We start from the raw sequence: 22,603 nt of genomic DNA, 5'->3' as shown, positions 1-22,603 counted from the left end.
GAGTCAGCGAATTTCATAGGGGCCCGCAGCGGCAGTACTGGCTGCAACAAGGCCGGATATAGAGCTGCAGCCCATCCTGTCTGTCTGAACACACGAAAACTGTTGCAAACGGGACGCGTTCATATAGCCACGATGATGAAGTCGAAGAAGGAGCAGATTAGCCGTCGCCTGCAGATCGTAGAACTGATCAAACGTCAGCCGGGGATCACATCCGCGGAGCTGGCCAGGAAGTTGAACCTTGAAAATTCCACAAAGGTGTCGACGGCAATTTGGCCATCGGTCAAAGCCGGTCAGGTCCTGGTAGAACGCATCGTCCGCGATGGCACAACGATGAACGCCCATTACCTGTCGGATGATGTGCCGCCGGACGCCGTGGAACGCATTCAGCAAAAAATCGTCGACGCGAAGAACGTCATTCCGATCGCTAAATCGGACGATGCACGTTCCAGCGTGTTCGACACTAAGCGACCGAAAACGAAACGCAAGCCGCGCGTCGCGAAGCGAGCCCCAGCAGCACCCCATGCCGCTCCTCACGCTACGACGCCGATCCCGAAGGTCGGGCCCGCGGGATTCGCATGCGCCGTGACGAACGACGGGAGCCTGGTACTGATGCGCGAAGGGACAATCCAGTTTTCCCTATCAAGCATCGAGGCTACGACGTTGCAAAGCTACCTGGTAAAGCGAGCGGCCGCCAGTCTTTTCGCGAGCATGACTTGATAGAAATGCCGCATGCCGGCGACACAGCCGGCATGATCATTTGGCTCGTTTGGACTTGCTGTGCTCTTCGATTTCTTCGAGTCTCAGGCGTTCTGCCAACCTCAACGGCCGATTCCCTTCCTGGTAGATGGCTTTCTCTTCGACGTAGTACGCGTTACCGACCTTGATCGGCGGCGGGTAAATCTTCCCCTGCTTGATCCATCGCGAGGCCGTTCGCATCGCCGGCGGCGGAAAGAACTCGCGCTCGAGCCAAAGGTTCAGTCTGATTTTCATTTCGGACCTCACTGCGTTCAGCGACAAGTAGCGTACCACCGCCGTCAACGAGTACGAGGCCTTTCATGGAAGGAAGTGGATTGGCGAGTAGCGACCTCGGCGTCTTTACCGGCGATTCACGACAACGATTCACACCTATGACTTACGGTTTAGAAGTCCAGCATCTTGCAAAGCAATGCCAACGGAAGCGCAGTCAAATCAACGACTTGCAGCCATAGCTATCATATGAACGGCTGCGCATCCGCCTCTATTTCGGTCGACTTCCGTCCATCGAGGTCAAGATTTGGTCAAGGCTCGATGAGGACGATCGCGACACCCTAGTCAGACCTTCGCACTTCCGTGGGCGATCGCCTTTGCAATTCGATCAAGAAGTACCTTGAAGCCACTAAAATCAATCGAATCGGCATCCGCTTTGACAACGTGTTGCGCAAAATATGCCTTCCCATACTCTTTGGCAGGATTTATCCCAGAGTTAGACGGATTGAATTTTTTTCCGTTGAGCTCCTTCTCAAGCACATTTTTTTCGAAGAGATTCTCAATTGGCGCCCCCTTTCCATCTGCGGCGATAGGCGTATAAACCACGTACAAATTTTCCTTGATGTACGTGAAATCGGCATTCATATCAACAGCCGAGCCAGTCACACTCCTAATATACCCATTCAATTGCTTTACACCATTATCACTATCGGCCACAATTACGATAGGAGGCGCCTTTTCCTTAATTGGGAATTTACGTCTATAGGCAAGATATTCTTTTACAAATGTCTTGAACTGCTCCGAACCACCACTTAATGAAGTCACGCGATCGGTGGTGCTTGTTCTATTAAAAAACGAAAACTGAAAATCAAATTTGTCCGCATTCTTCTTAATCAAATACGGATACTGCGCAAACATCGATCGCAGCGCACATTGGATGTAAACATTGTCCGTCTTCCCTTCCCCCAAGACGACTGGCTTTTCATTCGCAAGAAAATTCTTGTAGAACAAAAAATCCCCGTAGCATCGCTCTGTCGCCGTCTTATCTTGCAAGGTTACCAGCGGCTTTTCTCGATCGGCCTTCTTTATCTTGCTCATTCGATTATACAAATCGACCGAATCTATAAAACTGAGAACTCCACTAAGGCTCTCGACCGTCCCTTCGACCTCCTGAATCGACCCCTTTCCTTCCTTATCCAGCACGTAGCCTTTGCGCGTAAACGACCCGGTCTTCATCAATCGATGAACCATTGCCCGAGCCACATGACGATACTCCGAACGCGCATTTAACTTCGTATTAACGACGAGCCCGGTCACCTCTTGACGCGACCCATGATATTGAAGCCTGGTCTTTTTATCGTTAACCTTAAATCCCGCCCTGCTGATTATTTTCGCCAAATCCGCCCCAGCAACCCAACAGTGGTCATCTTCATCTCTCTGCACCGCGACATTTTTTGGAAATTGAGGCTTGTTCGTAGAAAATGTTATATCGTCGGCATATCGAGAATACGTACACCCACTCTGTTTGGCCAATTCCGCAAGACGAATATCCAGCAGATGCCCGATGAGATTGGATATAACTGGAGAACACGGACTTCCTTGAGGGAGAGCATTGTCGTGGCACGCAATTTGCGCAATTAGCGTTGCCACCTTCTCCTTCAATTGAAAATTTCTGTTTGATATAAAAAATCCACGAACCCGCCCAAAATTAATTGAGCCAAAAAAATCCTGAAGATCAACGTTCAACACATAACGCTTATTTCGATGCGCCCATGCGTTTGTCTTAATACAATGTTTTCTTCGGAAACCATGGGAGAGAACCGTCTTAACACCACGCTCCTCATTTATCTCGGCAATGCACTCCTGCAACAACTCAGCCAACCTACGCTGCAGACCCATCAACTCCGAACACGGTGCACTTATTTGCCGCATCCCGCCAGACCGCTTTGGGATCTCAAATTTTGCGTATTTCTTTTCGGAATCTTTGATATACAGAACATACGAGATTGACTTTGGCTTGAATCCAAGCAGCTTCGCAAGTTCTTCAAGTCCCGTAGCTTCCCGCAGCTTCGCCAGCCTTGACATATATTTAGTGATTTTTTGAGCAAGAGGGAATGGACCTGCGGATACTCCTATGCAGTATGTGCATTATGCATAGTAATTGCAAAGCGGATAATGGATAGCAATCTCTCCACCATTTATTTCACGTGTCACGAAACATGACAAAAAATCTATCCGCAAGTCCATCCTCATCATACCATCCACTTACAAATTGATACAACTACTTGCCCGAATGGCTGACGCCAACGTACATCTGCCGATTCAGAGCGATCGACATGCGCTCCGCTAGTCGCGAAAAATCAATCAGTTAGCTGAATTCCTCGACTCGGCCGTCATGTCACATTCAGGAAAAAGCTGGCGCAGTGATCGAGCAGCCTCCACATTCGACGTCGTCAGCCATTCCTCCCGGTCGTCCGGCCGCAAGATCACGACGGGCGCGCGCCTCTCGTCGCGGACGAAATAAAGCAGCTGCCTGATCAGCGAAGCGCGTATGATGAGTTGAACCGAGTAGCCAATTGTAGATTGGCCGCTCGCCCCTCCCCAAGTCTGCGTCGCGCTCTGCTTGCGCACCACATTTGCCCCCACCCTACACCCATCGCGCCGTGCAGCAGCACGGTCCGAGATCGGCTCGCGCGTTGCCTTTGAGTAGCTCCAGGCTCTCGCGGTACGGCAAGTCACGATAAAAATCATCAGAAGGCGGCAAACATGAGCTGGTACTGCGAAGCGGAACGCGAATTGGTACATATCAGGCGAGCGATCGGACTACTTGAGCAAGCGCAACATGCGTTCGTCAACAAGTCGTCGGTGAACGACCCGGCGTATTGGAGAGACAAGCTCAACAAGCTCCGCGCGCAACCCGTGCGACACAGGGTCTTCGAAATCCAAGTGGACGAACTTTTAGGCCGCCTCGCATTGATCCACGATCCGCGCAGCCGGAAGTAGGACGCGCTCCTTCACCTTTTCCGAGCGTACGGCCTCGAACACCTATGCTTTGATTATCGCCGGGAGCAAACCATGACCCCACACGACGTAATCACGATCTTCGAGCGGCTAAATGCCGAAGGACGGGCAGCGGTCGATCTGGACCACGCTTGTGCCGGCTTCGCTGGTTGGCTGGCGGGCGCCTGGGACACATTGGGAGAAGAAGACATCGCGTTGCTGACATCGATCGGCGCAACGCTGTATCGCGAGGGCTACGGGCGGCGATACTAGGCGATTGGGCGTCCGCCTCTCTCCACCGATACAACTACCGCAACATCGGCTGATGCATCTGCTGCGCGAGGAGATGAGGCGGCCTGGGATGCGGTGACGGGCCAGCCTCGTTCGAAGCTGTTAACAATCTCCCGTAAGGCGAGCCTAAGGAAGAGGCTCACACGCTTTGCAGCAGGTTCGGCAGCAATAAAAGACATTCGATGGCGCAGCCGGTGTGGCGAACCGCTCGGTGCGCAGGTGTAACCCAGCCCCACCTGCCCGTAAAAACGAACGATTTTTATGCGCGCATGCAATCGCCGTCCAGGTCCAGCTGGCGTGGCCGCACCGCTGCTCCGAATGCGAGATTTCGTTATGCGGATTTATGCGTCATGGTTATGCACGAACGTCACACCTTGAGAAACTCTCGTCGGATACACGCTACTACCTGACTTCGTCAATGGACGGTCGCGTTACCCTCGGCGACAGGCGGAGCCATTTTGCAGGCCCCCACGGCATCGGCAAGCTTTACAGCGATCAACTTCTGCTCCGCTTTGTCGGAGGGCCACTCCACAACCACCGCGTGCTCGTCAAACCCGTCTTGCGGCGCCGTATGGCATGCGAGGGCATTGTCGACGACATGCTGGACGTCGAAGTCGATTCGGGCGCGGAGAGTTCGATCGGCACGGCGCGTCCGCCCCAAGTGCCAAACGCGGTCGTCGCCGCATTTGTCCATTCGACAAACCGACGTTTCCCATCTGTTTTCGTATTCCTCAGGCATAAATGCGCCTGGTTTCGGTCGATTGTTTTGCTTAAAATATTTCCCCGAGTCGTAAATAAAGCGAGAGATAGGGGACGGCGGGGCGATTTTTGCGTCGTTGGCGGTCTCCAGCGCAACGTCAGCCGCATGAGAAGTGACGCTATCGTCTGAAGTGTTTGAGTGCGTTAGCCAATTCAGGAATGACTCGATCAGATAAATAAAGCGTGCCATGAGTCGTGGCTTCTTTAAATTTTCCTGCATACGTAACTCTCCCCGAACCGCCGACGCTTATTGACAAAATATTCTGTTCGTCAGCCCAGTCAAACGCGATTTCCCCATCCGTATCGACCGAGAGTTCCGGTTGCTCGACATAAGATGGCAGTGCGATAGCAAAATGGTACGCCTTGCTTAGCGTCGATTCTGACACGTCGCCATTCTCATACGCAAGACTGAAAAGCTCATCGCGAATTGCAGATGTACCGGACAGTTTTTCTTTCAATTGGTAAATTCCCTTGAATCGCGCTCTCTCGACACTTTTGGCTTCCGACGAGGCGCCAGGGGTGCCTCCCCATGGGAGATCATAATTACAAGGTGCGAGGGCGGTCATAGATATCGCTCCAATGCGCTTTCTTTGAGATATCCAAAAAACGCTTTGTTTTTCGTTTCGCGTAGTCGGCCCAGAGTTAGGGCGATTTGCCGTATATCTGTATCCGTTGGTGGCGCTATGCAGGCAGCATCAATGTCCAGAAGAATTGTCACGTTTTTTTGGTCAGGCGACAACCCTTCCAGCATTTGGGTAACGGTTGTGACGTCGGGAGTGCCCGGATCGGAAAACGCCACTCGATTTAGGAAGCTCATCACGCCTTGCGGAAGCGAGTTCGGCACTTCAGGCGGATATATCAAGAAATCAGCGAAATCTACTATCGGTAGCGAAATTTCAATGGCATTGATGAATCTGGTGGCCAGACGGGTAATTGCCGCAGGTTTTATCGCGTCATGATACTTTTGCCATATGCCGAGGGCGTCCTCGCTCATCACTTCCCATCGGTCATAAGGCCGTAAACGACTGAAGGTGAATCCGGTAGTCCGAAACTGGACTACATGCTTCCCTTCGTCCATGTCGATGCGCTTGCCAACGCGTGCCCCAACTTGAGACTGCCTTACCCCAGTGGGCTCAACTTTCACCTGAAGCGTCGACGTCCAAATATCTGAAATCTTGTCGTCTGAGGAGGCAAAATCCGTAGCGAAGCTGTCAATGGTTTCAAAGGCGACTTCGGGACCGAATTGAATGTCGATGATCGCTTCGCGGATCGGAGCGTCGCTCAGGTGTCGAATTTCTGCCATGTCAGGTGTTGTGACGATTGTTATTTGCGAAATGCAGGCCCATCGGGCCGAATCTCACGCTGCACCAGTACGAGCTTCCCCCGTCGTGCAACCCCTCAGCCAAGGAACAATGTGCAGATCCGAGCTCATCTTGACGGGTAAGTATAGGACAGTGTTGCACTGAGCGGTGCTCAATACTACTGCCGTACGGTCCAGCCAGCGCCACGCAGCACGACGATAGGGCAGACCTGCGCCGTCGGCACGCTTCAACGAGTTCAGCTAAGTGCAGCTTGGGCGGGCGGGATTACCCTTGATTGACCTTGTGCAGCCTTGGTTTTGCAGTTTGCGAGTTTCGTAAACCCTTGATTTTAAAAAAATTTCATATGGAAGACAAAGATTAGTAAGCAGCAGTCGACCCGGCGAGCCTTAGGAACCGCACCCGTAGAATTCACGACTACGATTTTTTAGGGGTGTTTTTGGGGGTATAAATTCTGAAAAACACCCCACAACCACCTGTCATCATTGACGCATGAATTCTGTCGGGGGACCAGTCAAGCCCCATACCTCCCCGGATTCACAAGAACTCCCCACTCAAGCAACGACAACCGTAAACTCAACCCCCGACTCAAAATCCAGCGTCGTGGTCGAAAACCGCGGCTCCTCGTCGAGGTATTGCTTGTACGGTCGCACGGCGTCCTCGGCCGTGTACATGTTGTCGGCCAGCACGACCGATCCCGGCCGCAGCAGGCGCTCGATCTGCTTGAACAGCTTCAGATAGGCGTCGGCCCAGACGTCGATAAACACCATGTCGACAGTCCCGTCCAGCTCAGCAACCGTGTCGAACACATCGCCCTCCCGCACGTCGACATAGGCCTCCAGGCCCGCAGTTTCGACGTGGTCGCGCAAACGCGCGCACTTGCGCGCATCGCATTCAGTCGCGATGACCACGCCACGGCCCAACGTCCGCAGCGCATCGGCGAAATACAGGGTCGACACACCGCAGGAACTGCCGAGTTCGAGAATTCTGGTCGGCCGTTGCGCGAGCACCATGTTGCGCAAGAACCTTCCCGTTTCCGCCGACACGGCCAACGATAGCGCACTGCCCGCCGACGATTCGAAATCTTCGGTGAACAGGCCGAACGTTTCGAGAAACCGCCCTCGCAACCTCGGGGCGAGTGCTTCGTATTCGTCGACGAGCGTCGGAAACGCCTCGTTCGGCCCCTGGAACTGCGCGCGGGCGCGGGCGATGATTTCGCGCTGGCTCTCTTCATGAAGCCGTTGCAAAAGAGCGTGGGTGGTAGAAACCAAGTGCGTTCCTTGATGAGTTTGATCACGTAGACGGCGTATCCAGCGACTGCTATCCGCCATCAGGCCTGCGGCGCTACCGCTCCATCATCGGCGAGCACGGGCGACGCTATGCCCTTCTCGCGAGCGTGATCGCGCGCTCGGGACACGCCGTCACGCAAAGCCCGCATGACCGACAGGCTTGCGCATTCGGCGTGTACGCGACCTTCATTCCATGCACGCGCAGCTTCAAGCGATGCATCAGACCGAGGTCGAGATAATCGGCCTCGTCGATGCGCCGGACCTCGAACACGTTTTCGGGGCAAACGGTGACGCAATCGCCCTTGCCCTCGCAACGCTTCAGATCGATGACCGGCGCAATCACGCCCGCCTTCTGCTTGCAGTCGGCCGCTGATTTCTCGCGCATGGTCACTCCTCCGTGGGCCGCTTGCCGCGCGACCGCCATGCGGCTCGGAACTGCTCGCGCTCTTCCGGCGTCATGGCTTCCCACTTGCGCCAGTGGCGCCGGCCGTGCCAGCCGCGGTGTCCGCGGAATCCGCCGAACAGGATGCGGCTCAACACGAGCAGGCCCAGCGCATGAGCGAAGTCGATCGTCCGGGCGCCGACGAATAGCGCCGGCATCACCCAGTTCCACAACATCATCACGACCCCACCGAGCACGCCGATGGCCACCACCACGAGCAGCGCCTTGCCCGCACATCTGATTCGAAAATTCATCCGTCGACTCCTCTAGATATCCAGTTCGTCGTAAATGGGTTGCAGTCGAGCACGCAGATGCAGGACCGCGTAGCGTTTGCGCGCGAGCAGCGTATTGAGCGTGACACCGCTTTGCGCGGCCATCTCCTTGAAGGACTGTCCTTCCAGCTCGTGCGCGATGAAAACCTCGCGCTGATTCGCCGGCAACTCGTCGAGCGCATCCTGCAACGCCTTGAGCAACAGCGTGCGAGCGTAGAGCGCCTCGGGGCCGGCATCGTGCGCCGGCAGCGCCAGATCCAGGCGATACTCGCTGTCCGCTTCGTCGTCGGCATCGAGCAGATCGGTCAGCGGTTGCTCCTTCTTCTTGCGAAAACGATCGATGATGCGGTTGCGCGCGGTACGGAACAGCCACGCGCTCGCCTGTTCGATTGGCGCGGGAAGTCGATAGGCCTGTACGAATTCGTGAAGCACATCCTGCAGAACGTCCTCGGCATCGTCCGGGTCGCGGATCCGGCGCCGAATGAAATTCCCTAGCCTCGTTCGTTCACGCATCACCGTCGCAGTGATGTCGCGGTCTGGGTCGGTCATCGTTTGCGAAGTGGGTGGCGGTTCCATGCGTCTGAAGACGTTTCAGGCGCGCGAATATTGTGGCGAGCGTGAAAAATTTTCGGTTGTACGCGTCGGCTGCACTGCGCTGCAGTCGTTTCAAGGAACAGGCCCGATATGGCATCAGCCCGTCGTCGCAGGAATCGATTGACTCCCCGCATCAACCCGAAGTACACTTCGCGCCGCGGGGTGGAGCAGTCTGGCAGCTCGTCGGGCTCATAACCCGAAGGTCGTAGGTTCAAATCCTACCCCCGCAACCAAATGCCGAAGCCCGCTTTGCGAAAGCAAGCGGGCTTTTTGCTGTCCGGCGGTCCGGGGATGTGGCTTGCGCGTGCAGCGCAACTAAGGTATGCGAACGGCGATGCAATCGCGCGTTCCCCACGACGTGCGACACGTAATCGCAGCTCGTCCATTCGCCGCAGCCATGCAGCGAACATTGCGTAGAATTCCGAACCTTCTTCGGTTCAGCACACGGACTTCTCGAATGATTCGAACGATCGCGGCACTCGTCGTGCTTTCGGCGATGACCGCCGTGGCCAACGCCGCCGACACCGGCACGGCCCCCACCAAGCAACGCTACGTCAGCCCGGGCATCGCCAACGTCACTGCCTCGGCAGCCCCGCGCCCGGAAAGCACCGCCTCCAACGCCCGCTGTCGGGAACTGGCCGCCGGCATCGACGCGGTCACGCACTCACCGGACCGCGGCCAGAAGGTCGTGCGCGGGATGGGCCCGGACGGCAAGCCACGCAACGAACTGCGCGCCTACGACAAACGGGCCGATCTGGAAGCCGAGCACCAGCGCCTCGGCTGCCAGTAACGAACAACGCCGCACCCGCCCCCACCCGGCCAATCCGCGCCGGGCAGCGGCCTTTACGCGTTCGCGCCGCCGTCGATCGTCAATCCGGTCCCGTTGATCGACCGCCCTTCCGGTCCGACGACGAACGCCACGAGCGCGGCCACGTCGTCGGCCTTGCCGTACTGCTGAATCGCCATCCGCGAACGCTGCGCATCGGCATGCGCGCCATCGGCCGGGTTCATGTCGGTATCGGTCGACCCCGGATGCACGATGTTGACCGTGATGCCGCGCGGGCCGAGATCGCGCGCGAGCCCCTGCGTCCAGCCGATCAGCGCGGCCTTGCTCGCCGCATAGAGGCTCATCCCCGCATCGGGCACGCGCGTCGCGAGGCAACTGCCGGTCGACACGATGCGCCCGCCCTCGCCGAGATGCCGCGCCGCCGCCTGCGACGCGACGATCACCGCGCGCACGTTCACGTTCAGCGTCGCGTCGATGTCGTCGAGCGTGAGGTCGTCGAGCGATCCGGCCCGGAAAATCCCCGCGTTGTTGACGAGGATGTCGAGTCCGCCGAATGCCTCCGCGACACGATCGACCGCGTTGCGCACGGCGACCGGATCGGCGCTGTCGGCCTGGATCGCGATGGCGCGCCGGCCCAGCGCCTCGATGCCGGCGACCACGGCCTGCGCCCGCTCGGCCGATTTTTCATACGTGATCGCCACGTCCGCGCCATCGGCCGCCAGCCGTTTCGCGATCGCCGCGCCGATGCCGCGGCTGCCGCCCGTGACGAGTGCACGCTTGCCCTGAAGTCGGTTCATGTCGGTTCCTTTCCTCATTTATGTAACGACCGACACAGAATGTGGCAAGTTGCGCCGCACAGTCAATTGATTTATTTTATCGATCGATACAGATATCGACGAAGGAACGGACGCAATGGCTGAACGAGGCCGACCGAGAAGCTTCGACAAGGAAGCGGCGCTGGATCGCGCGATGGAGGTGTTCTGGCGTCTCGGCTACGAAGGAGCGTCGATGACGGACCTGACGACCGCGATGGGCATCGCGTCGCCGAGCCTGTATGCGGCCTTCGGCAGCAAGGAAGCGTTGTTCCGGCAAGCGCTCGAGCATTACGGCGCAACCGAGGGGCGGGAAATCTGGGGGGGCGTCGAACGGGCGGCCAGTGCGCACGACGCCGTGCAGCGCTACCTGATGGATACCGCGCGCGTGTTCACGCGGCGCTCGAAGCCGGCCGGCTGCCTGATCGTGCTGTCGGCGCTGCATCCGGCCGAACGTTCCGATACGGTCCGGCAAACGTTGATCGCGATGCGCGAGCACACGGTCGACGCGCTGCGGGAGCGGCTCGCGCAAGGCGTCGCGACCGGCGAAATATCCGCGCACGCGAATCTCGACGCGATCGCCCGCTACTACGTGACGGTTCAGCAGGGCATGTCGATTCAGGCGCGCGACGGCGCGAGCCGCCGCGATCTGGAGGCCATCGCGCAGGCCGCGCTGGCCGCCTGGCCGGCGCTCGTCGGCACGAGCGGCGCGGCCGGTGCGTAGCGGCAGGCGCCGCCGAAAGGTTACTGCTTCGCAGCTTGCTGCACGTCCTTCGACGCATGCCACACGCGATAGCGCACGTCGAAGCCGTCCGGCACATAGACGACGAGCGGCAGGCGGCTGTTGTAGCGCAGCAGCTGGCCGTCACCGCGCACCTGCACGAAGCGTTGCTGCGGCGCCTGGCCTGGGCATGCCATCAGCGTCGATGCCGGCCCTTTCACGTCGGTGAGCCGGTAGTACGTGTAGCCCCAGCCCTTCACGTCCTCGGCGGTCAGCTCGCCGCCGAACCACTGCTGGTTGCAGTCGGTCTGCAGCGTCTTGCCGATCATCAGCTCGACGCGCGCATCGCCCTCGTTCTCGAGCGCGGGCAGCGCGATCACGACGCGCTGCTGGCCGGCCGCGGCCTGCGGGAACATCTTGATCGACTCCGCCGGCACGGCGGGCGCGGAGGCCGGCGCGGCCACGCAGGCGGCGGCCGTCGTCACGCAGAAAGCGGCCAGCGCGGCCCGGATCGCGAATTTCATCGATGTGCTCCTGAAAAACAAATGAGCCCCGGATGCTAACACTTTCGTCGCAAGACCTTACGAGCCTGTAATTTGGCGACACAATTGCAAACAGCCGGCAATCCCCGGGCGCGGTACTTATAGCGCAACCAACGGAGAACATCATGCTGAAGCTCATTGCTGCCGCCGGCGTCGCCACCCTGCTGGCCGGCTGCGTCGTCGCCCCGGACGCCGGATACGGCTACGGGCAGCCCTACTATTCCGATCCCGGCTACGCGTACGCGCCGTCCCCCGTGTACGGCACGGTCAATATCTGGGGCGGTGGCGGCGGACGCGACTGGGATCGCGGCCGACGCGACTACCATCACTGGGACGGCGATCGCGGCAACCGCGGCAACGGCTGGTGGCGCGGCGGCGGACGCCGCGGCGACTGGAACGAAGGCGGCGGTGGCGGACACGGTCGCGGCGACGGCGGCGGGCATCGCCACTGACGCGCAATTGCAACCGTTTGTATCCACACACGGCCCGCCGATGGCCGGCGGCGCGCCATGCAGGCGTACGGACGACCACAAAAAAGACGAAGGCCCTCGCATCGAGCGAGGGCCTTTCGTCGTTCGGCGCGGCGAAACGATCGTCGGTGGGTGCCGGCCGACCGGCACCCACCCCGCGCGCACGCCGCGCGCCGGCGCTTACCAGCCGGCCGGCTGCACGTAGCCACCCTGCTGCACCGGCGCCCCGCAGACGTACGCACGCTGGTAGCGGTCGTAGCAATAGTTCGGACCGTCGTCCTGGTACTGCGCCTGCTGATAGGTCGGGTAGGCTGGCTGCTGGTACGCGGGCGCCTGGTAGTACGTCGGCGGCTGATAGGCCGGCGCCTGGTACGCGGGTGCCTGATAGGCGACGGGCGGATTCATCGCCGACGTCACGATCGCGCCCAGCACCGCGCCGCCGATCAATGCGCCGATGACGGCGCCGCCGTCGCGGCCATGCGCGGACGCCGGCCCCGCCACCGCGAGCGAACCGGCAAGGACACACACTGCGGCAATCTTTTTCATGATGGACTCCCACGCGAAGTGGTACTGGATGCGAAGCATTGTGGCGGTGCGCGGCCGTAATAGATGCAGCAAGTGGTAACGCGCGATTACCGGTATCGCATCCGCCGAAACGCGGCGTCGCCGTGCTACGATTTTCGGCATACAGGAGACGCCTTCATGCAGCCCGAAACCGCCCGCCGTTTCGATACCGAATTCGCGCCGCGCATCGCGCAGGCGATCGCCGCGTTCTTCGCCGATCACGTGCAGACCGACGTCGTCCCCTACGGCGGGCACGGGCACCCGACGCGCGTGCAGATCCGCAGCGCGCCGCACGAGCACGTGAGCGGCTTCGTGCATCCGTTGAATCTCGAACTGACGTGGGACTCCGACGAGATCGAGCGGCTGATGGAACCCGACGGCCCGCAGCGCTTCGAGCACTACCTGGCCGCACTGCCGAGAAAGCTGGGCGCGTGGCAGGGCGCGCGCGACATCGATCTCGCGTCGCGCACGCAGGCCGACCCGCTCGTGCGGCTCGGCGGTCTCGACTTCGAAGGCTGAATGCGCGCGCCAATCGGCGGGCGCGCGGCTCGGCGTCGCGCGATGCGGCCCGGTGATACACTCGACCGGCCCCGTTCCGGTGCCGCCATGCCGGCCGGGCCGTTCATCGCCGCCTCCGCCCCCGCACATGGTTGCGCACGCAACCGGCAAGCTGGCACGCGGACAACCACGCTCTCGCTCCCGTCATGAACGCCGATACCGGCCTGCCGCTTCCGCAACGCTACTGGGCGATCGTCTGCGTCGCCCTGGGCATCACGCTCGCCGTGCTCGACGGCGCCATCGCGAACGTCGCATTGCCGACCATCGCGCGCGACCTGCATGCATCCGACGCCGCGTCGATCTGGATCGTCAACGCATACCAGCTCGCGGTCACGATCACGCTGCTGCCGCTCGCGTCGCTCGGCGAGCGCATCGGCTACCGCCGCATCTACATCGCCGGGCTCGCGCTGTTCACCGCGGCGTCGCTCGGCTGCGCACTGGCCGGCTCGCTGCCGATGCTGGCCGTGATGCGCGTGATCCAGGGGTTCGGCGCGGCCGGCATCATGAGCGTCAACGCGGCGCTCGTGCGGATGATCTACCCGTCGTCGTTGCTCGGGCGCGGTCTGTCGATCAACGCGATGGTGGTCGCGCTGTCGTCGGCGATCGGGCCGACGGTCGCGTCCGCGATCCTGTCGTTCGCGTCATGGCCGTGGCTCTTCGCGGTCAACGTGCCGATCGGCATCGCGGCCGTGCTCGGCAGCCTGCGCGCGCTGCCGGCCAATCCGCTGCACGACGCGCCGTACGACTTCCCGAGCGCGCTGATGAACGCGTGCGTGTTCGGCCTGCTGATCACGGCCGTCGACGGGCTCGGTCACGGCGAAGGTCATGCGTACGTCGCGGCCGAACTGGCCGTCGCATTCGTGGTCGGCTACTTCTTCGTGAAGCGTCAGTTGTCGCAGCCGGCGCCGCTCCTGCCGGTCGACCTGATGCGCATCCCGATGTTCGCGCTGTCGGTCTACACGTCGACGGCGTCGTTCACGTCGCAGATGCTCGCGTTCGTCGCGCTACCGTTCTGGCTGCAGCATTCGCTCGGTTTCTCGCAGGTCGAAACCGGCCTTTACATGACGCCGTGGCCGCTCGTGATCGTGTTCGCCGCGCCGCTCGCAGGCGTGCTGTCGGACCGCTATTCGGCCGGCATTCTCGGCGGGATCGGGCTTGCACTGTTCGCCGCCGGCCTGCTGTCGCTCGCGACGATCGGCGCGCACCCGGGCACGGTCGACATCGTGTGGCGGATGGCGCTGTGCGGCGCGGGCTTCGGGCTGTTCCAGTCGCCGAACAACCGCGCGATGCTGTCGTCGGCGCCGCGCGAGCGCAGTGGCGGCGCCGGCGGCATGCTGAGCACCGCGCGCCTGACGGGCCAGACGCTCGGCGCGGCGCTCGTCGCGCTGATTTTCGGGCTCGCGCCCGACCGCGGGCCGACGATCGCGCTCTATGTCGCCACGGTGTTCGCGGCGGTGGCCGCGGTCGTCAGCCTGCTGCGCATCGCATCGCCGCGGCCGGACACGGCGACCTGACACCATCGCGCGCCGTACGCGCGGCGGGCGTCAGGCGGCGTCGAGCGTGTCCGTCACGAAGCGCACGCGCGCCTTCACGCTCACACGCGGCAATTCGATCAGCCGATAGCCATACGACGTATAGCAATCGACCATCGCGTCATAGGTCCGCACCGCTTCCGCGAAATCCTGCCGGCGCTCGGTGTCCTGCGCATAGATGTCGGGCCATGGCGGCGCGATGAACACGCGCCGGTGATAGCGGAACCGCCGCGCCGCGGCTTCCGCGTGCGCGGGCACCGTCAACCCGGTCAGCTTCAGGTAACCGATCACGTCCGGCACGCCGCGATCGAAGAACACCGGTCCACGCGCCTGCCGCGCGAGATGGTAGGACCGCATCTCCCAGCTCAGCATCAGCTCCGCGAACGCTGCCGGGTCGCGCCACGGCAGCGCTTGGCCATCGACGGCCATCTGGTCGCGGATCACGCCGCGCCCGGCTTCCTGCGAACGTGCGTAGCCGGCACGTTCGAGCGCATCGAGCAGCGTGCTCTTGCCCGAACCCGGCCCGCCCGTCACGACGAAGAAACGGCCGGCGGGATCGTCGGCCACTTCGTCGTCGCTATCGGCGCCGGGCGCGCCCTCACGCATGCGCCACCCGCCGGCCCGCGCGCCGCGTGACCGACGCCGCCGCCGCGACACTGCGCAAATCGGCGACGAACGTGTCGCGCCAGACCGACAGGTCGTTCTCGCGCAGCCGCGCGAGGTTCTCCTCGTGACGCGCCTGCCGCTCCGCGAGCGGCATCGACAGCGCACGTTCGAGCGCCTCGGCCATCTGCGACAGGTCGTACGGATTGACGAGCAGCGCGCCGGTCAGCTCGGCCGCCGCGCCCGCGAACTCCGACAGCACGAGCACGCCCGGATCGGCCGGATCCTGCGACGCGACGTATTCCTTCGCGACGAGATTCATCCCGTCGCGCAACGGCGTCACGTAGCCGACCTGCGACATCCGGAAGAACGCCATCAGCAGGTTGCGCTCGTACTTGCGGTTCAGGTACTGGATCGGCGTCCAGTCGAGTTGCGAGAAGCGGCCGTTGATGCGGCCGGCCTCGCCTTCGAGCGTTTCGCGGATGTGCTGATAGGTCTGCACGTCGGAACGTGTCGGCGGCGCGATCTGCAGGAGCGACACGCGCCCCTGCCAGCCCGGCGCATTCGCGAGCATCCGCTCGAACGACTGGAAGCGTTCGACGAGCCCCTTCGAGTAATCGAGGCGATCGACGCTCATTACCAGCTTGCGGTCGCCCAGCGCCTCGCGCAGCATCTTCACCGGCTTGCGCGTGCCGTACTGAACGGCCGCCTGCGCGATCGCGTCGGGATGCACGCCGATCGGATAGGCGGCGACCTTCACGACACGGCCATGCGCATGCAGCATCCCGTCGTCGCTCGCCGCGCCGATGCCGCGCCGCTCGATGTAGTCGGTGAAGGCCTGCTTGTCGGCTTCGGTCTGGAAGCCCGCGACGTCGTACGCGCACATGAACTTCACGAGTTCCTCGTGCGGCGGCACGAGGCGCAGCATGTCGGGCGACGGAAACGGGATGTGCAGGAAGAAGCCGATCGGGTTCTTCACGCCGAGCTCGCGCAGGCAGTGCGCGAACGGCAGCAGGTGATAGTCGTGCACCCAGATCAGGTCGTCCGGACGCAGCAGCGCGGCGAGCTGCTTCGCGAGCATCGCGTTCACGCGCAGATAACCGGCGTACTCCTGCCGATCGAAGCGCGCGAGATCGCCGCGGTAGTGGAACACCGGCCACAGCGTCGCGTTCGAGAAGCCGCGGTAGTACTGGTCGTAGTCGCGCCGGGTGAGCCCGACCGTCGCATACGTCACGTTGCCGTCCCGCTGGATCGCGGGCTCGGCATCGGGCGCGCCGACGATCTCGCCGTTCCAGCCGAACCAGACGCCGCCCGTTTCCCGCAGCGCGTCCATCACGCCGACAGCCAGGCCGCCCGCGCTCGGGCGCGTATCCTCGCCGGCGGCGACACGATTCGATACCACGATCAATCTGCTCATGCGACTTCCCCTCCTCGATTCGATTGGCTGGCGCGCGACGCACGCCAAAGCAGGCGCGGCGGCCCGAAGGCGGCCGCGCGGCGACTCAGTTCCGAGAATTGCAATGAAATACGGCGGTGGAATGCGGCGACGACCGTATCAAGCGTCCTGCTCCTGACCGAGGTCGCGTTGATAGTCGAGCCCTTCCGGGCGAGCACCACCCTGGTTGTGATCGCCGTCCGACGGCGTCTCGTCCGGCGCGCCCGCGGGCGGTGCCGATGGCGCGTCGGTCTGCGGACGCGAGCGGTCTTCCGGATGGCTGGCCGCCGCGTCAGGCGGCCGGTGTGACAACCGTTTCGAACGGCGCATGGCTGGGTGTCTCATGTGCGGCGCGGCTCGAGGCCGTCGTAGAAACATTCCATAGCAAAACAGTCTAGGTCGCTTCGTCGCACCCAAAGGTAACAATTACCTTCAATTTGTAACGTTTCGACCCTGCTCCGATCATCTATCCGACAATAACGCCGCCCGCGCGCACGCGGCCTGCCGCTCGGCGATTTGTCAAAGCTTTGCAGTTTTCCTATGACAATTGCGAAACAATGACGCGGCATCAGGGCGTGCATGCGTCGCCGCTCACCCAGACAGGACTTGCACTCAGGGATGAACATTCGTTTCGAATCGCCGCGCCGGGCCACGCCGGCGCGCGTCGTGCTGGCCGTGATCGCCACGGCCGCACTGCTGTCCGGCTGCAATTCGTTGTACAGCGAAGGCGCGACAGCCGGCGCCGGTATCGCGGGCGCCGCGATCGCTTCCAAGGTCACCAACAACGCCGCCGTCGCGACCGGCATCGGCCTCGGCGCCGTTGCCGGCGCGCGGGCTGGCGTCCAGTACACGCAACGCGTCGCGCACCGCTACACGCAGGAGCAGATCGCGAAGGCGGCCGGCCCGCTCGACGTCGGCGGCGTCGCGCCGTGGTCGACGCACCATTCGTTCCCGATCGAGGACGACGAGCAGGGCCGCGTGACGGTCAGCCGGATGATCAGCATCGGTCCGCTCGACTGCAAGGAAATCGTGTTCGCGGTCGACACGCCGGCGAAGGCCGACAAGGCCGCGCAATCGGCGTTCTACGTCGCCACCATCTGCCGCGACGGGCCCGTATGGAAATGGGCATCGGCCGAACCGGCGACCGAACGCTGGGGCGCGCTGCAATGAGCGTCGCGATCCGTATCGCGGCGATCGGCGCGCTGTGCGCGGCGACGGTCGCGCTGTCGGGCTGCGGGTCGGTCGGCGCGGCGAGCGGCGCGCTGGCCGGCGCGGCGACGGGCCTCGTCACCGCGAACCCGGCAGTGGGCGTCGGCGTCGGGATCGCCGTACAGGCGGCGACCGACGAAGCCGTCAACCGCACGATGAAGCAGCTCCATCAGAACCAGCAGGACGCGATCGCGAAGACGGTCGGCAGTCTCGCCGTCGGCGAAGTGAAGCCGTGGAAGGTGAAGAACACGTTGCCGCTGGAGAACGGCGAAGGCGAAGTGCGCGTCACGCGCGCGTACGCGTCGGCGCTCGCGCTGTGCAAGGAATTCGCGTTCTCGGTGAAGGACGGCGACAAGGCCGACTGGTATTTCGCGAATGCGTGCCAGCAAGGCACGCACTGGAAGTGGGCGTCGGCGGAACCGGCCGTTGATCGGTGGGGGAGTTTGCAGTAACGGTGCGGTGCGCCGCGCCCGTGGCGTTCTGCGCCGCGCGGTTATACCGAGCGCCCCACCCGCATCAGGACTCGACGTCCTCGAGGCTGAAGATTTCGGTCTGGTCGTTGTACGAGAAGATCTCGCCGTAACGGCCCCAGTCGATCACCGCGTCGAGCGTTTCCTCGGCCGCGCCGTCCGACAGGAAGTCCTCGAGCTCCTGCTCGAAGCGCACGCGCGGCGCGCGGTGCCCCGGACGCTCGTTCAGCACCTTCTTGATCCGCGCGGCGAGCGGCACGTGCTTCAGCAGGTGATCCGCGAACATCAGCTTGCGCTCCTGCGTACCGAATTCCGCGAACACGCGCCCCGGCGGCGTCAGGAACACGTCACCTTCGCGCACGTCCGCGAAGCCGAGGTACTGCAGCACTTCCGCGATCGGGAACAGGTCGTCGACCTCGAGGTGCAGCGTGCGGGCGATTTCCGGCATGTCGGCGCGACCGTGGTACGGCGCCATCGCGAGCGTCTCGATCAGGCCGGCCATCAGGTTGGTCGACACCTGCGGCAGCCAGCTGCCGAGCTCGAGTCCCTTCTTCGTCGCTTCGCCGGTCTGGCGTGCGGTCATCTTCGCGTAGATGTCGTCGACGAGCTTGCGGAACGCGGGGTCCAGACGATTGCGCGGATGCTTGAACGGCACCTTGATTTCGGCGATCACGCGCCCCGGGTTCGACGACAGCACGAGAATCCGGTCGCACATGAACACCGCTTCCTCGATGTTGTGCGTGACGATCAGCACCGACTTGATCGGCATCCGGTCTTGCGTCCACAGATCGAGCAGATCGGTGCGCAGCGTTTCAGCCGTCAGCACGTCGAGCGCGGAGAACGGCTCGTCCATCAGCAGAATGGTCGGATCGACGACGAGCGCGCGCGCAAAACCGACGCGCTGGCGCATCCCGCCCGACAGCTCGCGCGGATACGCGTTCTCGAAACCATCGAGACCGATCAGGTCGATCGCGGCGAGCGCACGCTCGCGCCGCTCGCGTGCGCCGACGCCGAGCGCTTCCAGCCCGGCTTCCACGTTCTGCAACACGGTCAGCCACGGGAACAGCGCGAAGGTCTGGAACACCATCGCGACGCCTTCGGCCGGGCCGCGCAGCGGCTTGCCGAGGTAGGTCACTTCGCCGCCGGTCGGCTCGATCAGGCCGGCGATGATGCGCAACAGCGTCGATTTGCCCGAGCCCGAGCGGCCGAGCAGGCCGACGATCTCGCCTTCGCGCAGCGACAGGTTCGCGTCGTCGAGCACGAGCAGTTCGCCCTGCGTCTTGTTGAAGCCGCGGCAGACATGATCGACGCGCAGGATTTCTTCACCGAGGCGCGGGGGCTGGGACGTCTGGACGGGGGCGTTTACAGCATTCGGATTGTGCATCGCGTTTCGCTCTCAATCGGTCTCAGTCGAGCCGCAGCTTCGCTTCGGCGAAGGCATACAGCGGGCGCCACAGCAGGCGGTTGAACAGGGTGACGAACAGGGACATCACGGCGATGCCCAGGATGATCTTCGGAAAATCGCCGGCGGCGGTGGTCTGCGCGATGTAGGCGCCGAGGCCGTGCGCCTCGATCTTGGTGCTGCCCCACTGCACGGCTTCCGACACGATGCTCGCGTTCCACGCGCCGCCCGAGGCGGTGATCGCGCCCGTCACGTAGTACGGGAAGATGCCGGGCAGGATCGCCTGGCGCCACCACTGCCAGCCGCGGATGCGGAAGTTGGTCGCCGCTTCGCGATAGTCGTTCGGGTAGGACGTTGCGCCGGCGATCACGTTGAACAGGATATACCACTGCGTGCCGAGCACGATCAGCGGCGACAGCCAGATGTCCGCGTTCAGGTGGAAGCGCGCGATCACGATCACGAACACCGGGAACAGCAGGTTGGCCGGGAACGCGGCGAGGAACTGCGCGAGCGGTTGCAGCTTCTCGGCCAGCTTCGGGCGCAGCCCGACCCACACGCCGATCGGCACCCAGATCACCGACGCGATCGAGATCAGCACGACCACGCGCAGCAGCGTGATAAGGCCGAGCACCAGCACGTGGCCCACCTCGGCCATCGTCACGCCGGTCGCGACGAAGCTGACGACGCGCCACACGATGTAGGCCGTGCCGATCAGCACGAGCCCGGCCCATGCGATGTCGACCGTGCGCGACGCCTTCTTCTCGACTTTCGGCAGCGTGAAACGCATCGCGCCCGACAGCGGCAGGCGCAGCGGGATCCGCGCGGCCTTCGCGAAGAACCAGCCGGCCGGCACGAGCAACTGATGGATCAGCCGCGTGCGGCGCACGAGGTCGAGCAGCCACGACTGCGGCGCATCGCCCGACGCTGTGTTCTCCATCCGGAACTTGTCGGCCCACGCGATGAGCGGGCGGAACAGGAACTGGTCATACGCGAGGATCACGACCGTCATCGTCAGGATCACCCAGCCGATCGCGCCGAAGTTCTTGTCGGAGATGGCCTGCGCGAGATACGCGCCGATGCCCGGCAGCGTGATCGTCTGGTTGCCGACGGTGATCGCCTCCGACGCGACGACGAAGAACCAGCCGCCCGACATCGACATCATCATGTTCCAGATCAGGCCCGGCATCGAAAACGGCACTTCGAGCTTCCAGAAGCGCTGCCAGGACGTCAGGTGGAAGCCGCGCGACACTTCGTCCAGGTCGCGCGGCACCGTGCGCAGCGACTGGTAGAAGCTGAACGTCATGTTCCACGCCTGGCTCGTGAAGATCGCGAAGATCGCGGCCAGCTCGGCGCCGAGCACGCGGCTCGGGAACAACGCGAGGAAGAACGTGACCGTAAACGAGATGAAGCCGAGCACCGGCACCGACTGCAGGATGTCGAGGATCGGGATCAGCACCATGCCCGCGCGGCGGCTCTTGGCCGCGAGCGTGCCGTAGACGAGCGTGAACGCGAGCGATGCGACCATCGCGGCGAGCATTCGCAGCGTGGTGCGCAGCGCGTATTCGGGCAGGTTCGACGGATCGAGCGAGATCTTCTGCGTCTGCAGCACGCCGATCGGCGCCATCGTTTCGTGAAAGCCGACCACCGCCATCGCGATCAGGCAGATGATCAGCGGAAATGCGATGAAGTCCCACCGGTTCGGCAACACGCGCCACGCGGATGCGTTGGCGGTCCGGTTCGGATTGAAGAATCCGACGTTCATCAGGCGCCCTCCCCGGTAAGGCCGAACGAAGCCGGCAGTCGATGTTGATTCATGGCAAAGCGCACGGGCGCGGTAATTCGATTGACTGGCGATCTCGCGCACGCGGCGCGCCGTGCGCGCATGCGCTGCCGCGGCCGGGCGAGTCGGGCCGCGACGGCACGACACTACACCAACCTGTATTTCAGGTACAACCGTCCGGGGACGGCGCAGGCAGCGCATGGATCGTGCCCGGCGCGTGGGCGGATGGCGGGCGCGCGGTACGGAACAGCCCGGCCGCAGTCCTGCGGCCGGCACGCAGGCCCGAATTATGCCGTGATCCGGCCCGGCCGTGAACCCGCCCGCCGCACGCGGGCACAAACCGTGTCCGGCATCAGCAGCCGGATACGACGAAGCAGGTATGATCGGGGCTAGCCCCCGGGTTCGTGTCGGCGGTGCCGCTGCCATGCGCACGCGCCCTCTGTATACAGGCCCCGGGCATCGACCGACGAGCGGGAGGAAGGGAATGGCAGGAAACTTGGTGATCGTCTGTCGCGATCAGGATGCCGACGCGTTCTATGAACTCATGCAGGAGTACGGGTCGTTCCAGACGCGGCTGTCGTCTACGGCGTGGTACCTGAACATGAACGTCGTGCCGGAATCGCTGCAGGAGGAAATCCTGGAGCGCCTCGGCCGGTATACGACCGTCTATATCTTCGAGGCCACCACGGTGACCTACAACACGATCGACAGCAACGCGGCCGAGACGCTCGGCACGCTGTTCGGCGAATGAAGCCGCGCGGCGCCTGCCCGGCCGGGCAGGCGCCG

28 protein-coding genes, 1 tRNA gene and 1 pseudogene are annotated in these 22,603 nt (G+C 62.5%); 12 read left to right on the top strand and 18 right to left on the bottom strand.

Annotated elements, in window-relative coordinates; all coding sequences use genetic code 11:
* On the top strand, nucleotides 1-717 hold a 717-nt coding region (locus tag MMB92_RS28685; protein ID WP_208090896.1), incomplete at its 5' end, for a hypothetical protein.
* 36 nt (nucleotides 718-753) lie between these two features.
* Here the strand turns inward: MMB92_RS28685 and MMB92_RS28680 are convergent.
* The 3 genes and pseudogenes from MMB92_RS28680 to MMB92_RS28670 form a co-directional block, all read right to left on the bottom strand.
* Nucleotides 754-990, bottom strand: coding sequence for an excisionase (locus tag MMB92_RS28680; protein WP_062884757.1), 237 nt, complete (start codon nucleotides 988-990; stop codon nucleotides 754-756).
* A 321-nt stretch (nucleotides 991-1,311) separates the two neighbouring features.
* Nucleotides 1,312-3,051 carry a retron Ec67 family RNA-directed DNA polymerase/endonuclease gene (locus MMB92_RS28675; protein WP_080465502.1) on the bottom strand — a complete coding sequence of 580 codons (1,740 nt, stop codon included), beginning with the start codon at nucleotides 3,049-3,051 and terminating at the stop codon, nucleotides 1,312-1,314.
* Between the two features lie 279 nt (nucleotides 3,052-3,330).
* Nucleotides 3,331-3,477: pseudogene (locus MMB92_RS28670) on the bottom strand (DUF159 family protein); the annotation flags it as partial.
* Between the two features lie 255 nt (nucleotides 3,478-3,732).
* Between MMB92_RS28670 and MMB92_RS28665 the strand changes: the two are divergent.
* The gene (locus MMB92_RS28665) at nucleotides 3,733-3,969 is read left to right on the top strand and encodes a hypothetical protein (protein WP_062884386.1); all 237 of its coding nucleotides are present in this window, start codon (nucleotides 3,733-3,735) and stop codon (nucleotides 3,967-3,969) included.
* Between the two features lie 72 nt (nucleotides 3,970-4,041).
* The gene (locus MMB92_RS28660) at nucleotides 4,042-4,239 is read left to right on the top strand and encodes a hypothetical protein (protein ID WP_059696412.1); all 198 of its coding nucleotides are present in this window, start codon (nucleotides 4,042-4,044) and stop codon (nucleotides 4,237-4,239) included.
* Between the two features lie 433 nt (nucleotides 4,240-4,672).
* On the opposite strand, the gene MMB92_RS28655 is transcribed toward MMB92_RS28660, so the two are convergent.
* The 7 genes from MMB92_RS28655 to MMB92_RS28625 all read right to left on the bottom strand — a co-directional run bounded on the left by MMB92_RS28655 (nucleotide 4,673) and on the right by MMB92_RS28625 (nucleotide 8,914).
* A complete protein-coding gene (locus tag MMB92_RS28655; RefSeq protein ID WP_154817282.1) occupies nucleotides 4,673-5,206 on the bottom strand; it encodes a hypothetical protein in 534 nt (177 codons plus the stop codon).
* A complete protein-coding gene (locus tag MMB92_RS28650; RefSeq protein WP_154817281.1) occupies nucleotides 5,136-5,582 on the bottom strand; it encodes a hypothetical protein in 447 nt (148 codons plus the stop codon). The genes MMB92_RS28655 and MMB92_RS28650 overlap by 71 nt, the downstream gene beginning before the upstream one ends.
* A complete protein-coding gene (locus MMB92_RS28645) occupies nucleotides 5,579-6,319 on the bottom strand; it encodes a TIGR04255 family protein (protein WP_208090275.1) in 741 nt (246 codons plus the stop codon). Before MMB92_RS28645 ends, MMB92_RS28650 begins: the two co-directional genes overlap by 4 nt.
* A gap of 570 nt (nucleotides 6,320-6,889) precedes the next feature.
* Nucleotides 6,890-7,606, bottom strand: coding sequence for a class I SAM-dependent methyltransferase (locus MMB92_RS28640; RefSeq protein WP_006487657.1), 717 nt, complete (start codon nucleotides 7,604-7,606; stop codon nucleotides 6,890-6,892).
* A gap of 106 nt (nucleotides 7,607-7,712) precedes the next feature.
* Nucleotides 7,713-8,009: a 4Fe-4S binding protein gene (locus MMB92_RS28635; protein WP_077055717.1), complete on the bottom strand. Its 297-nt coding sequence runs from the start codon at nucleotides 8,007-8,009 to the stop codon at nucleotides 7,713-7,715.
* A 2-nt stretch (nucleotides 8,010-8,011) separates the two neighbouring features.
* Complete coding sequence (locus MMB92_RS28630) at nucleotides 8,012-8,320, bottom strand: hypothetical protein (protein WP_006487637.1); 309 nt, start codon at nucleotides 8,318-8,320, stop codon at nucleotides 8,012-8,014.
* 12 nt (nucleotides 8,321-8,332) lie between these two features.
* The gene (locus MMB92_RS28625) at nucleotides 8,333-8,914 is read right to left on the bottom strand and encodes a sigma-70 family RNA polymerase sigma factor (protein WP_006487651.1); all 582 of its coding nucleotides are present in this window, start codon (nucleotides 8,912-8,914) and stop codon (nucleotides 8,333-8,335) included.
* A 174-nt stretch (nucleotides 8,915-9,088) separates the two neighbouring features.
* On the opposite strand from MMB92_RS28625, the gene MMB92_RS28620 reads away from it, so the two are divergent.
* Both MMB92_RS28620 and MMB92_RS28615 read left to right on the top strand, forming a co-directional pair.
* A tRNA-Met gene (locus MMB92_RS28620) sits at nucleotides 9,089-9,165 on the top strand.
* A 224-nt stretch (nucleotides 9,166-9,389) separates the two neighbouring features.
* The gene (locus MMB92_RS28615) at nucleotides 9,390-9,722 is read left to right on the top strand and encodes a hypothetical protein (RefSeq protein ID WP_006487649.1); all 333 of its coding nucleotides are present in this window, start codon (nucleotides 9,390-9,392) and stop codon (nucleotides 9,720-9,722) included.
* 53 nt (nucleotides 9,723-9,775) lie between these two features.
* On the opposite strand, the gene MMB92_RS28610 is transcribed toward MMB92_RS28615, so the two are convergent.
* On the bottom strand, nucleotides 9,776-10,516 hold the full coding sequence (locus MMB92_RS28610) for an SDR family NAD(P)-dependent oxidoreductase (protein ID WP_006487647.1): 741 nt from the start codon (nucleotides 10,514-10,516) through the stop codon (nucleotides 9,776-9,778).
* A 115-nt stretch (nucleotides 10,517-10,631) separates the two neighbouring features.
* Here MMB92_RS28610 and MMB92_RS28605 point away from each other — a divergent pair, with 115 nt between their 5' ends.
* The gene (locus MMB92_RS28605; protein WP_006487662.1) at nucleotides 10,632-11,255 is read left to right on the top strand and encodes a TetR/AcrR family transcriptional regulator; all 624 of its coding nucleotides are present in this window, start codon (nucleotides 10,632-10,634) and stop codon (nucleotides 11,253-11,255) included.
* Nucleotides 11,256-11,275: 20 nt separating this feature from the next.
* On the opposite strand, the gene eco is transcribed toward MMB92_RS28605, so the two are convergent.
* Complete coding sequence (gene eco, locus MMB92_RS28600) at nucleotides 11,276-11,776, bottom strand: serine protease inhibitor ecotin (RefSeq protein WP_006497142.1); 501 nt, start codon at nucleotides 11,774-11,776, stop codon at nucleotides 11,276-11,278.
* Between the two features lie 143 nt (nucleotides 11,777-11,919).
* Here eco and MMB92_RS28595 point away from each other — a divergent pair, with 143 nt between their 5' ends.
* On the top strand, nucleotides 11,920-12,246 hold the full coding sequence (locus MMB92_RS28595; RefSeq protein WP_006478153.1) for a hypothetical protein: 327 nt from the start codon (nucleotides 11,920-11,922) through the stop codon (nucleotides 12,244-12,246).
* A 198-nt stretch (nucleotides 12,247-12,444) separates the two neighbouring features.
* Here the strand turns inward: MMB92_RS28595 and MMB92_RS28590 are convergent, their stop codons facing one another.
* Nucleotides 12,445-12,849, bottom strand: a complete 405-nt coding sequence (locus tag MMB92_RS28590; RefSeq protein ID WP_043206388.1) for a hypothetical protein — start codon at nucleotides 12,847-12,849, stop codon at nucleotides 12,445-12,447.
* A gap of 117 nt (nucleotides 12,850-12,966) precedes the next feature.
* Here MMB92_RS28590 and MMB92_RS28585 point away from each other — a divergent pair, with 117 nt between their 5' ends.
* Nucleotides 12,967-13,347, top strand: a complete 381-nt coding sequence (locus tag MMB92_RS28585) for a DUF5594 family protein (RefSeq protein ID WP_006487642.1) — start codon at nucleotides 12,967-12,969, stop codon at nucleotides 13,345-13,347.
* 185 nt (nucleotides 13,348-13,532) lie between these two features.
* Nucleotides 13,533-14,900, top strand: coding sequence for an MFS transporter (locus tag MMB92_RS28580; RefSeq protein ID WP_006487638.1), 1,368 nt, complete (start codon nucleotides 13,533-13,535; stop codon nucleotides 14,898-14,900).
* Between the two features lie 30 nt (nucleotides 14,901-14,930).
* On the opposite strand, the gene MMB92_RS28575 is transcribed toward MMB92_RS28580, so the two are convergent.
* From MMB92_RS28575 to MMB92_RS28565, 3 genes are all read right to left on the bottom strand, one after another.
* Entirely contained in the window at nucleotides 14,931-15,524 is a 594-nt protein-coding gene (locus MMB92_RS28575) for an AAA family ATPase (RefSeq protein WP_080330753.1), read from the bottom strand.
* Nucleotides 15,517-16,938, bottom strand: coding sequence for an alpha,alpha-trehalose-phosphate synthase (UDP-forming) (otsA, locus tag MMB92_RS28570; protein ID WP_006497145.1), 1,422 nt, complete (start codon nucleotides 16,936-16,938; stop codon nucleotides 15,517-15,519). Before otsA ends, MMB92_RS28575 begins: the two co-directional genes overlap by 8 nt.
* 138 nt (nucleotides 16,939-17,076) lie before the next feature.
* Complete coding sequence (locus tag MMB92_RS28565; protein ID WP_006487640.1) at nucleotides 17,077-17,286, bottom strand: hypothetical protein; 210 nt, start codon at nucleotides 17,284-17,286, stop codon at nucleotides 17,077-17,079.
* A 288-nt stretch (nucleotides 17,287-17,574) separates the two neighbouring features.
* On the opposite strand from MMB92_RS28565, the gene MMB92_RS28560 reads away from it, so the two are divergent.
* Together MMB92_RS28560 and MMB92_RS28555 are read left to right on the top strand one after the other, a co-directional pair.
* Entirely contained in the window at nucleotides 17,575-18,126 is a 552-nt protein-coding gene (locus MMB92_RS28560) for a hypothetical protein (protein ID WP_006497146.1), read from the top strand.
* A complete protein-coding gene (locus MMB92_RS28555) occupies nucleotides 18,123-18,617 on the top strand; it encodes a hypothetical protein (RefSeq protein WP_058901690.1) in 495 nt (164 codons plus the stop codon). Before MMB92_RS28560 ends, MMB92_RS28555 begins: the two co-directional genes overlap by 4 nt.
* Before the next feature lie 64 nt (nucleotides 18,618-18,681).
* Here the strand turns inward: MMB92_RS28555 and MMB92_RS28550 are convergent, their stop codons facing one another.
* On the bottom strand, nucleotides 18,682-20,019 hold the full coding sequence (locus MMB92_RS28550) for a nitrate/sulfonate/bicarbonate ABC transporter ATP-binding protein (protein WP_277563109.1): 1,338 nt from the start codon (nucleotides 20,017-20,019) through the stop codon (nucleotides 18,682-18,684).
* Between the two features lie 22 nt (nucleotides 20,020-20,041).
* Complete coding sequence (locus tag MMB92_RS28545) at nucleotides 20,042-21,799, bottom strand: ABC transporter permease subunit (protein ID WP_006497150.1); 1,758 nt, start codon at nucleotides 21,797-21,799, stop codon at nucleotides 20,042-20,044.
* A gap of 502 nt (nucleotides 21,800-22,301) precedes the next feature.
* Here MMB92_RS28545 and MMB92_RS28540 point away from each other — a divergent pair.
* Nucleotides 22,302-22,568, top strand: a complete 267-nt coding sequence (locus tag MMB92_RS28540) for a hypothetical protein (RefSeq protein WP_011545926.1) — start codon at nucleotides 22,302-22,304, stop codon at nucleotides 22,566-22,568.
* Nucleotides 22,569-22,603: the final 35 nt, after the last annotated feature.

It is taken from the genome of Burkholderia sp. IO2, assembly GCF_029522185.1.
GTDB classification, from domain to species: Bacteria; Pseudomonadota; Gammaproteobacteria; order Burkholderiales; family Burkholderiaceae; genus Burkholderia; species Burkholderia cenocepacia.
Note: the sequence above shows the minus strand (reverse complement) of the source record. Positions and strands in the feature narration are given on the sequence as shown.

Bases quoted from the DNA above. Each gene is read 5' to 3' on its own strand.
- MMB92_RS28680 (WP_062884757.1), bottom strand. From the start codon at position 990: ATGAAAATCAGACTGAACCTTTGGCTCGAGCGCGAGTTCTTTCCGCCG.
- MMB92_RS28675 (WP_080465502.1), bottom strand. From the start codon at position 3,051: ATGTCAAGGCTGGCGAAGCTGCGGGAAGCTACGGGACTTGAAGAACTT.
- MMB92_RS28665 (WP_062884386.1), top strand. From the start codon at position 3,733: ATGAGCTGGTACTGCGAAGCGGAACGCGAATTGGTACATATCAGGCGA.
- MMB92_RS28660 (WP_059696412.1), top strand. From the start codon at position 4,042: ATGACCCCACACGACGTAATCACGATCTTCGAGCGGCTAAATGCCGAA.
- MMB92_RS28655 (WP_154817282.1), bottom strand. From the start codon at position 5,206: ATGGCACGCTTTATTTATCTGATCGAGTCATTCCTGAATTGGCTAACG.
- MMB92_RS28650 (WP_154817281.1), bottom strand. From the start codon at position 5,582: ATGACCGCCCTCGCACCTTGTAATTATGATCTCCCATGGGGAGGCACC.
- MMB92_RS28645 (WP_208090275.1), bottom strand. From the start codon at position 6,319: ATGGCAGAAATTCGACACCTGAGCGACGCTCCGATCCGCGAAGCGATC.
- MMB92_RS28635 (WP_077055717.1), bottom strand. From the start codon at position 8,009: ATGCGCGAGAAATCAGCGGCCGACTGCAAGCAGAAGGCGGGCGTGATT.
- MMB92_RS28630 (WP_006487637.1), bottom strand. From the start codon at position 8,320: ATGAATTTTCGAATCAGATGTGCGGGCAAGGCGCTGCTCGTGGTGGTG.
- MMB92_RS28625 (WP_006487651.1), bottom strand. From the start codon at position 8,914: ATGGAACCGCCACCCACTTCGCAAACGATGACCGACCCAGACCGCGAC.
- MMB92_RS28615 (WP_006487649.1), top strand. From the start codon at position 9,390: ATGATTCGAACGATCGCGGCACTCGTCGTGCTTTCGGCGATGACCGCC.
- MMB92_RS28610 (WP_006487647.1), bottom strand. From the start codon at position 10,516: ATGAACCGACTTCAGGGCAAGCGTGCACTCGTCACGGGCGGCAGCCGC.
- MMB92_RS28605 (WP_006487662.1), top strand. From the start codon at position 10,632: ATGGCTGAACGAGGCCGACCGAGAAGCTTCGACAAGGAAGCGGCGCTG.
- eco (WP_006497142.1), bottom strand. From the start codon at position 11,776: ATGAAATTCGCGATCCGGGCCGCGCTGGCCGCTTTCTGCGTGACGACG.
- MMB92_RS28595 (WP_006478153.1), top strand. From the start codon at position 11,920: ATGCTGAAGCTCATTGCTGCCGCCGGCGTCGCCACCCTGCTGGCCGGC.
- MMB92_RS28590 (WP_043206388.1), bottom strand. From the start codon at position 12,849: ATGCTTCGCATCCAGTACCACTTCGCGTGGGAGTCCATCATGAAAAAG.
- MMB92_RS28585 (WP_006487642.1), top strand. From the start codon at position 12,967: ATGCAGCCCGAAACCGCCCGCCGTTTCGATACCGAATTCGCGCCGCGC.
- MMB92_RS28580 (WP_006487638.1), top strand. From the start codon at position 13,533: ATGAACGCCGATACCGGCCTGCCGCTTCCGCAACGCTACTGGGCGATC.
- MMB92_RS28575 (WP_080330753.1), bottom strand. From the start codon at position 15,524: ATGCGTGAGGGCGCGCCCGGCGCCGATAGCGACGACGAAGTGGCCGAC.
- otsA (WP_006497145.1), bottom strand. From the start codon at position 16,938: ATGAGCAGATTGATCGTGGTATCGAATCGTGTCGCCGCCGGCGAGGAT.
- MMB92_RS28565 (WP_006487640.1), bottom strand. From the start codon at position 17,286: ATGCGCCGTTCGAAACGGTTGTCACACCGGCCGCCTGACGCGGCGGCC.
- MMB92_RS28560 (WP_006497146.1), top strand. From the start codon at position 17,575: ATGAACATTCGTTTCGAATCGCCGCGCCGGGCCACGCCGGCGCGCGTC.
- MMB92_RS28555 (WP_058901690.1), top strand. From the start codon at position 18,123: ATGAGCGTCGCGATCCGTATCGCGGCGATCGGCGCGCTGTGCGCGGCG.
- MMB92_RS28550 (WP_277563109.1), bottom strand. From the start codon at position 20,019: ATGCACAATCCGAATGCTGTAAACGCCCCCGTCCAGACGTCCCAGCCC.
- MMB92_RS28545 (WP_006497150.1), bottom strand. From the start codon at position 21,799: ATGAACGTCGGATTCTTCAATCCGAACCGGACCGCCAACGCATCCGCG.
- MMB92_RS28540 (WP_011545926.1), top strand. From the start codon at position 22,302: ATGGCAGGAAACTTGGTGATCGTCTGTCGCGATCAGGATGCCGACGCG.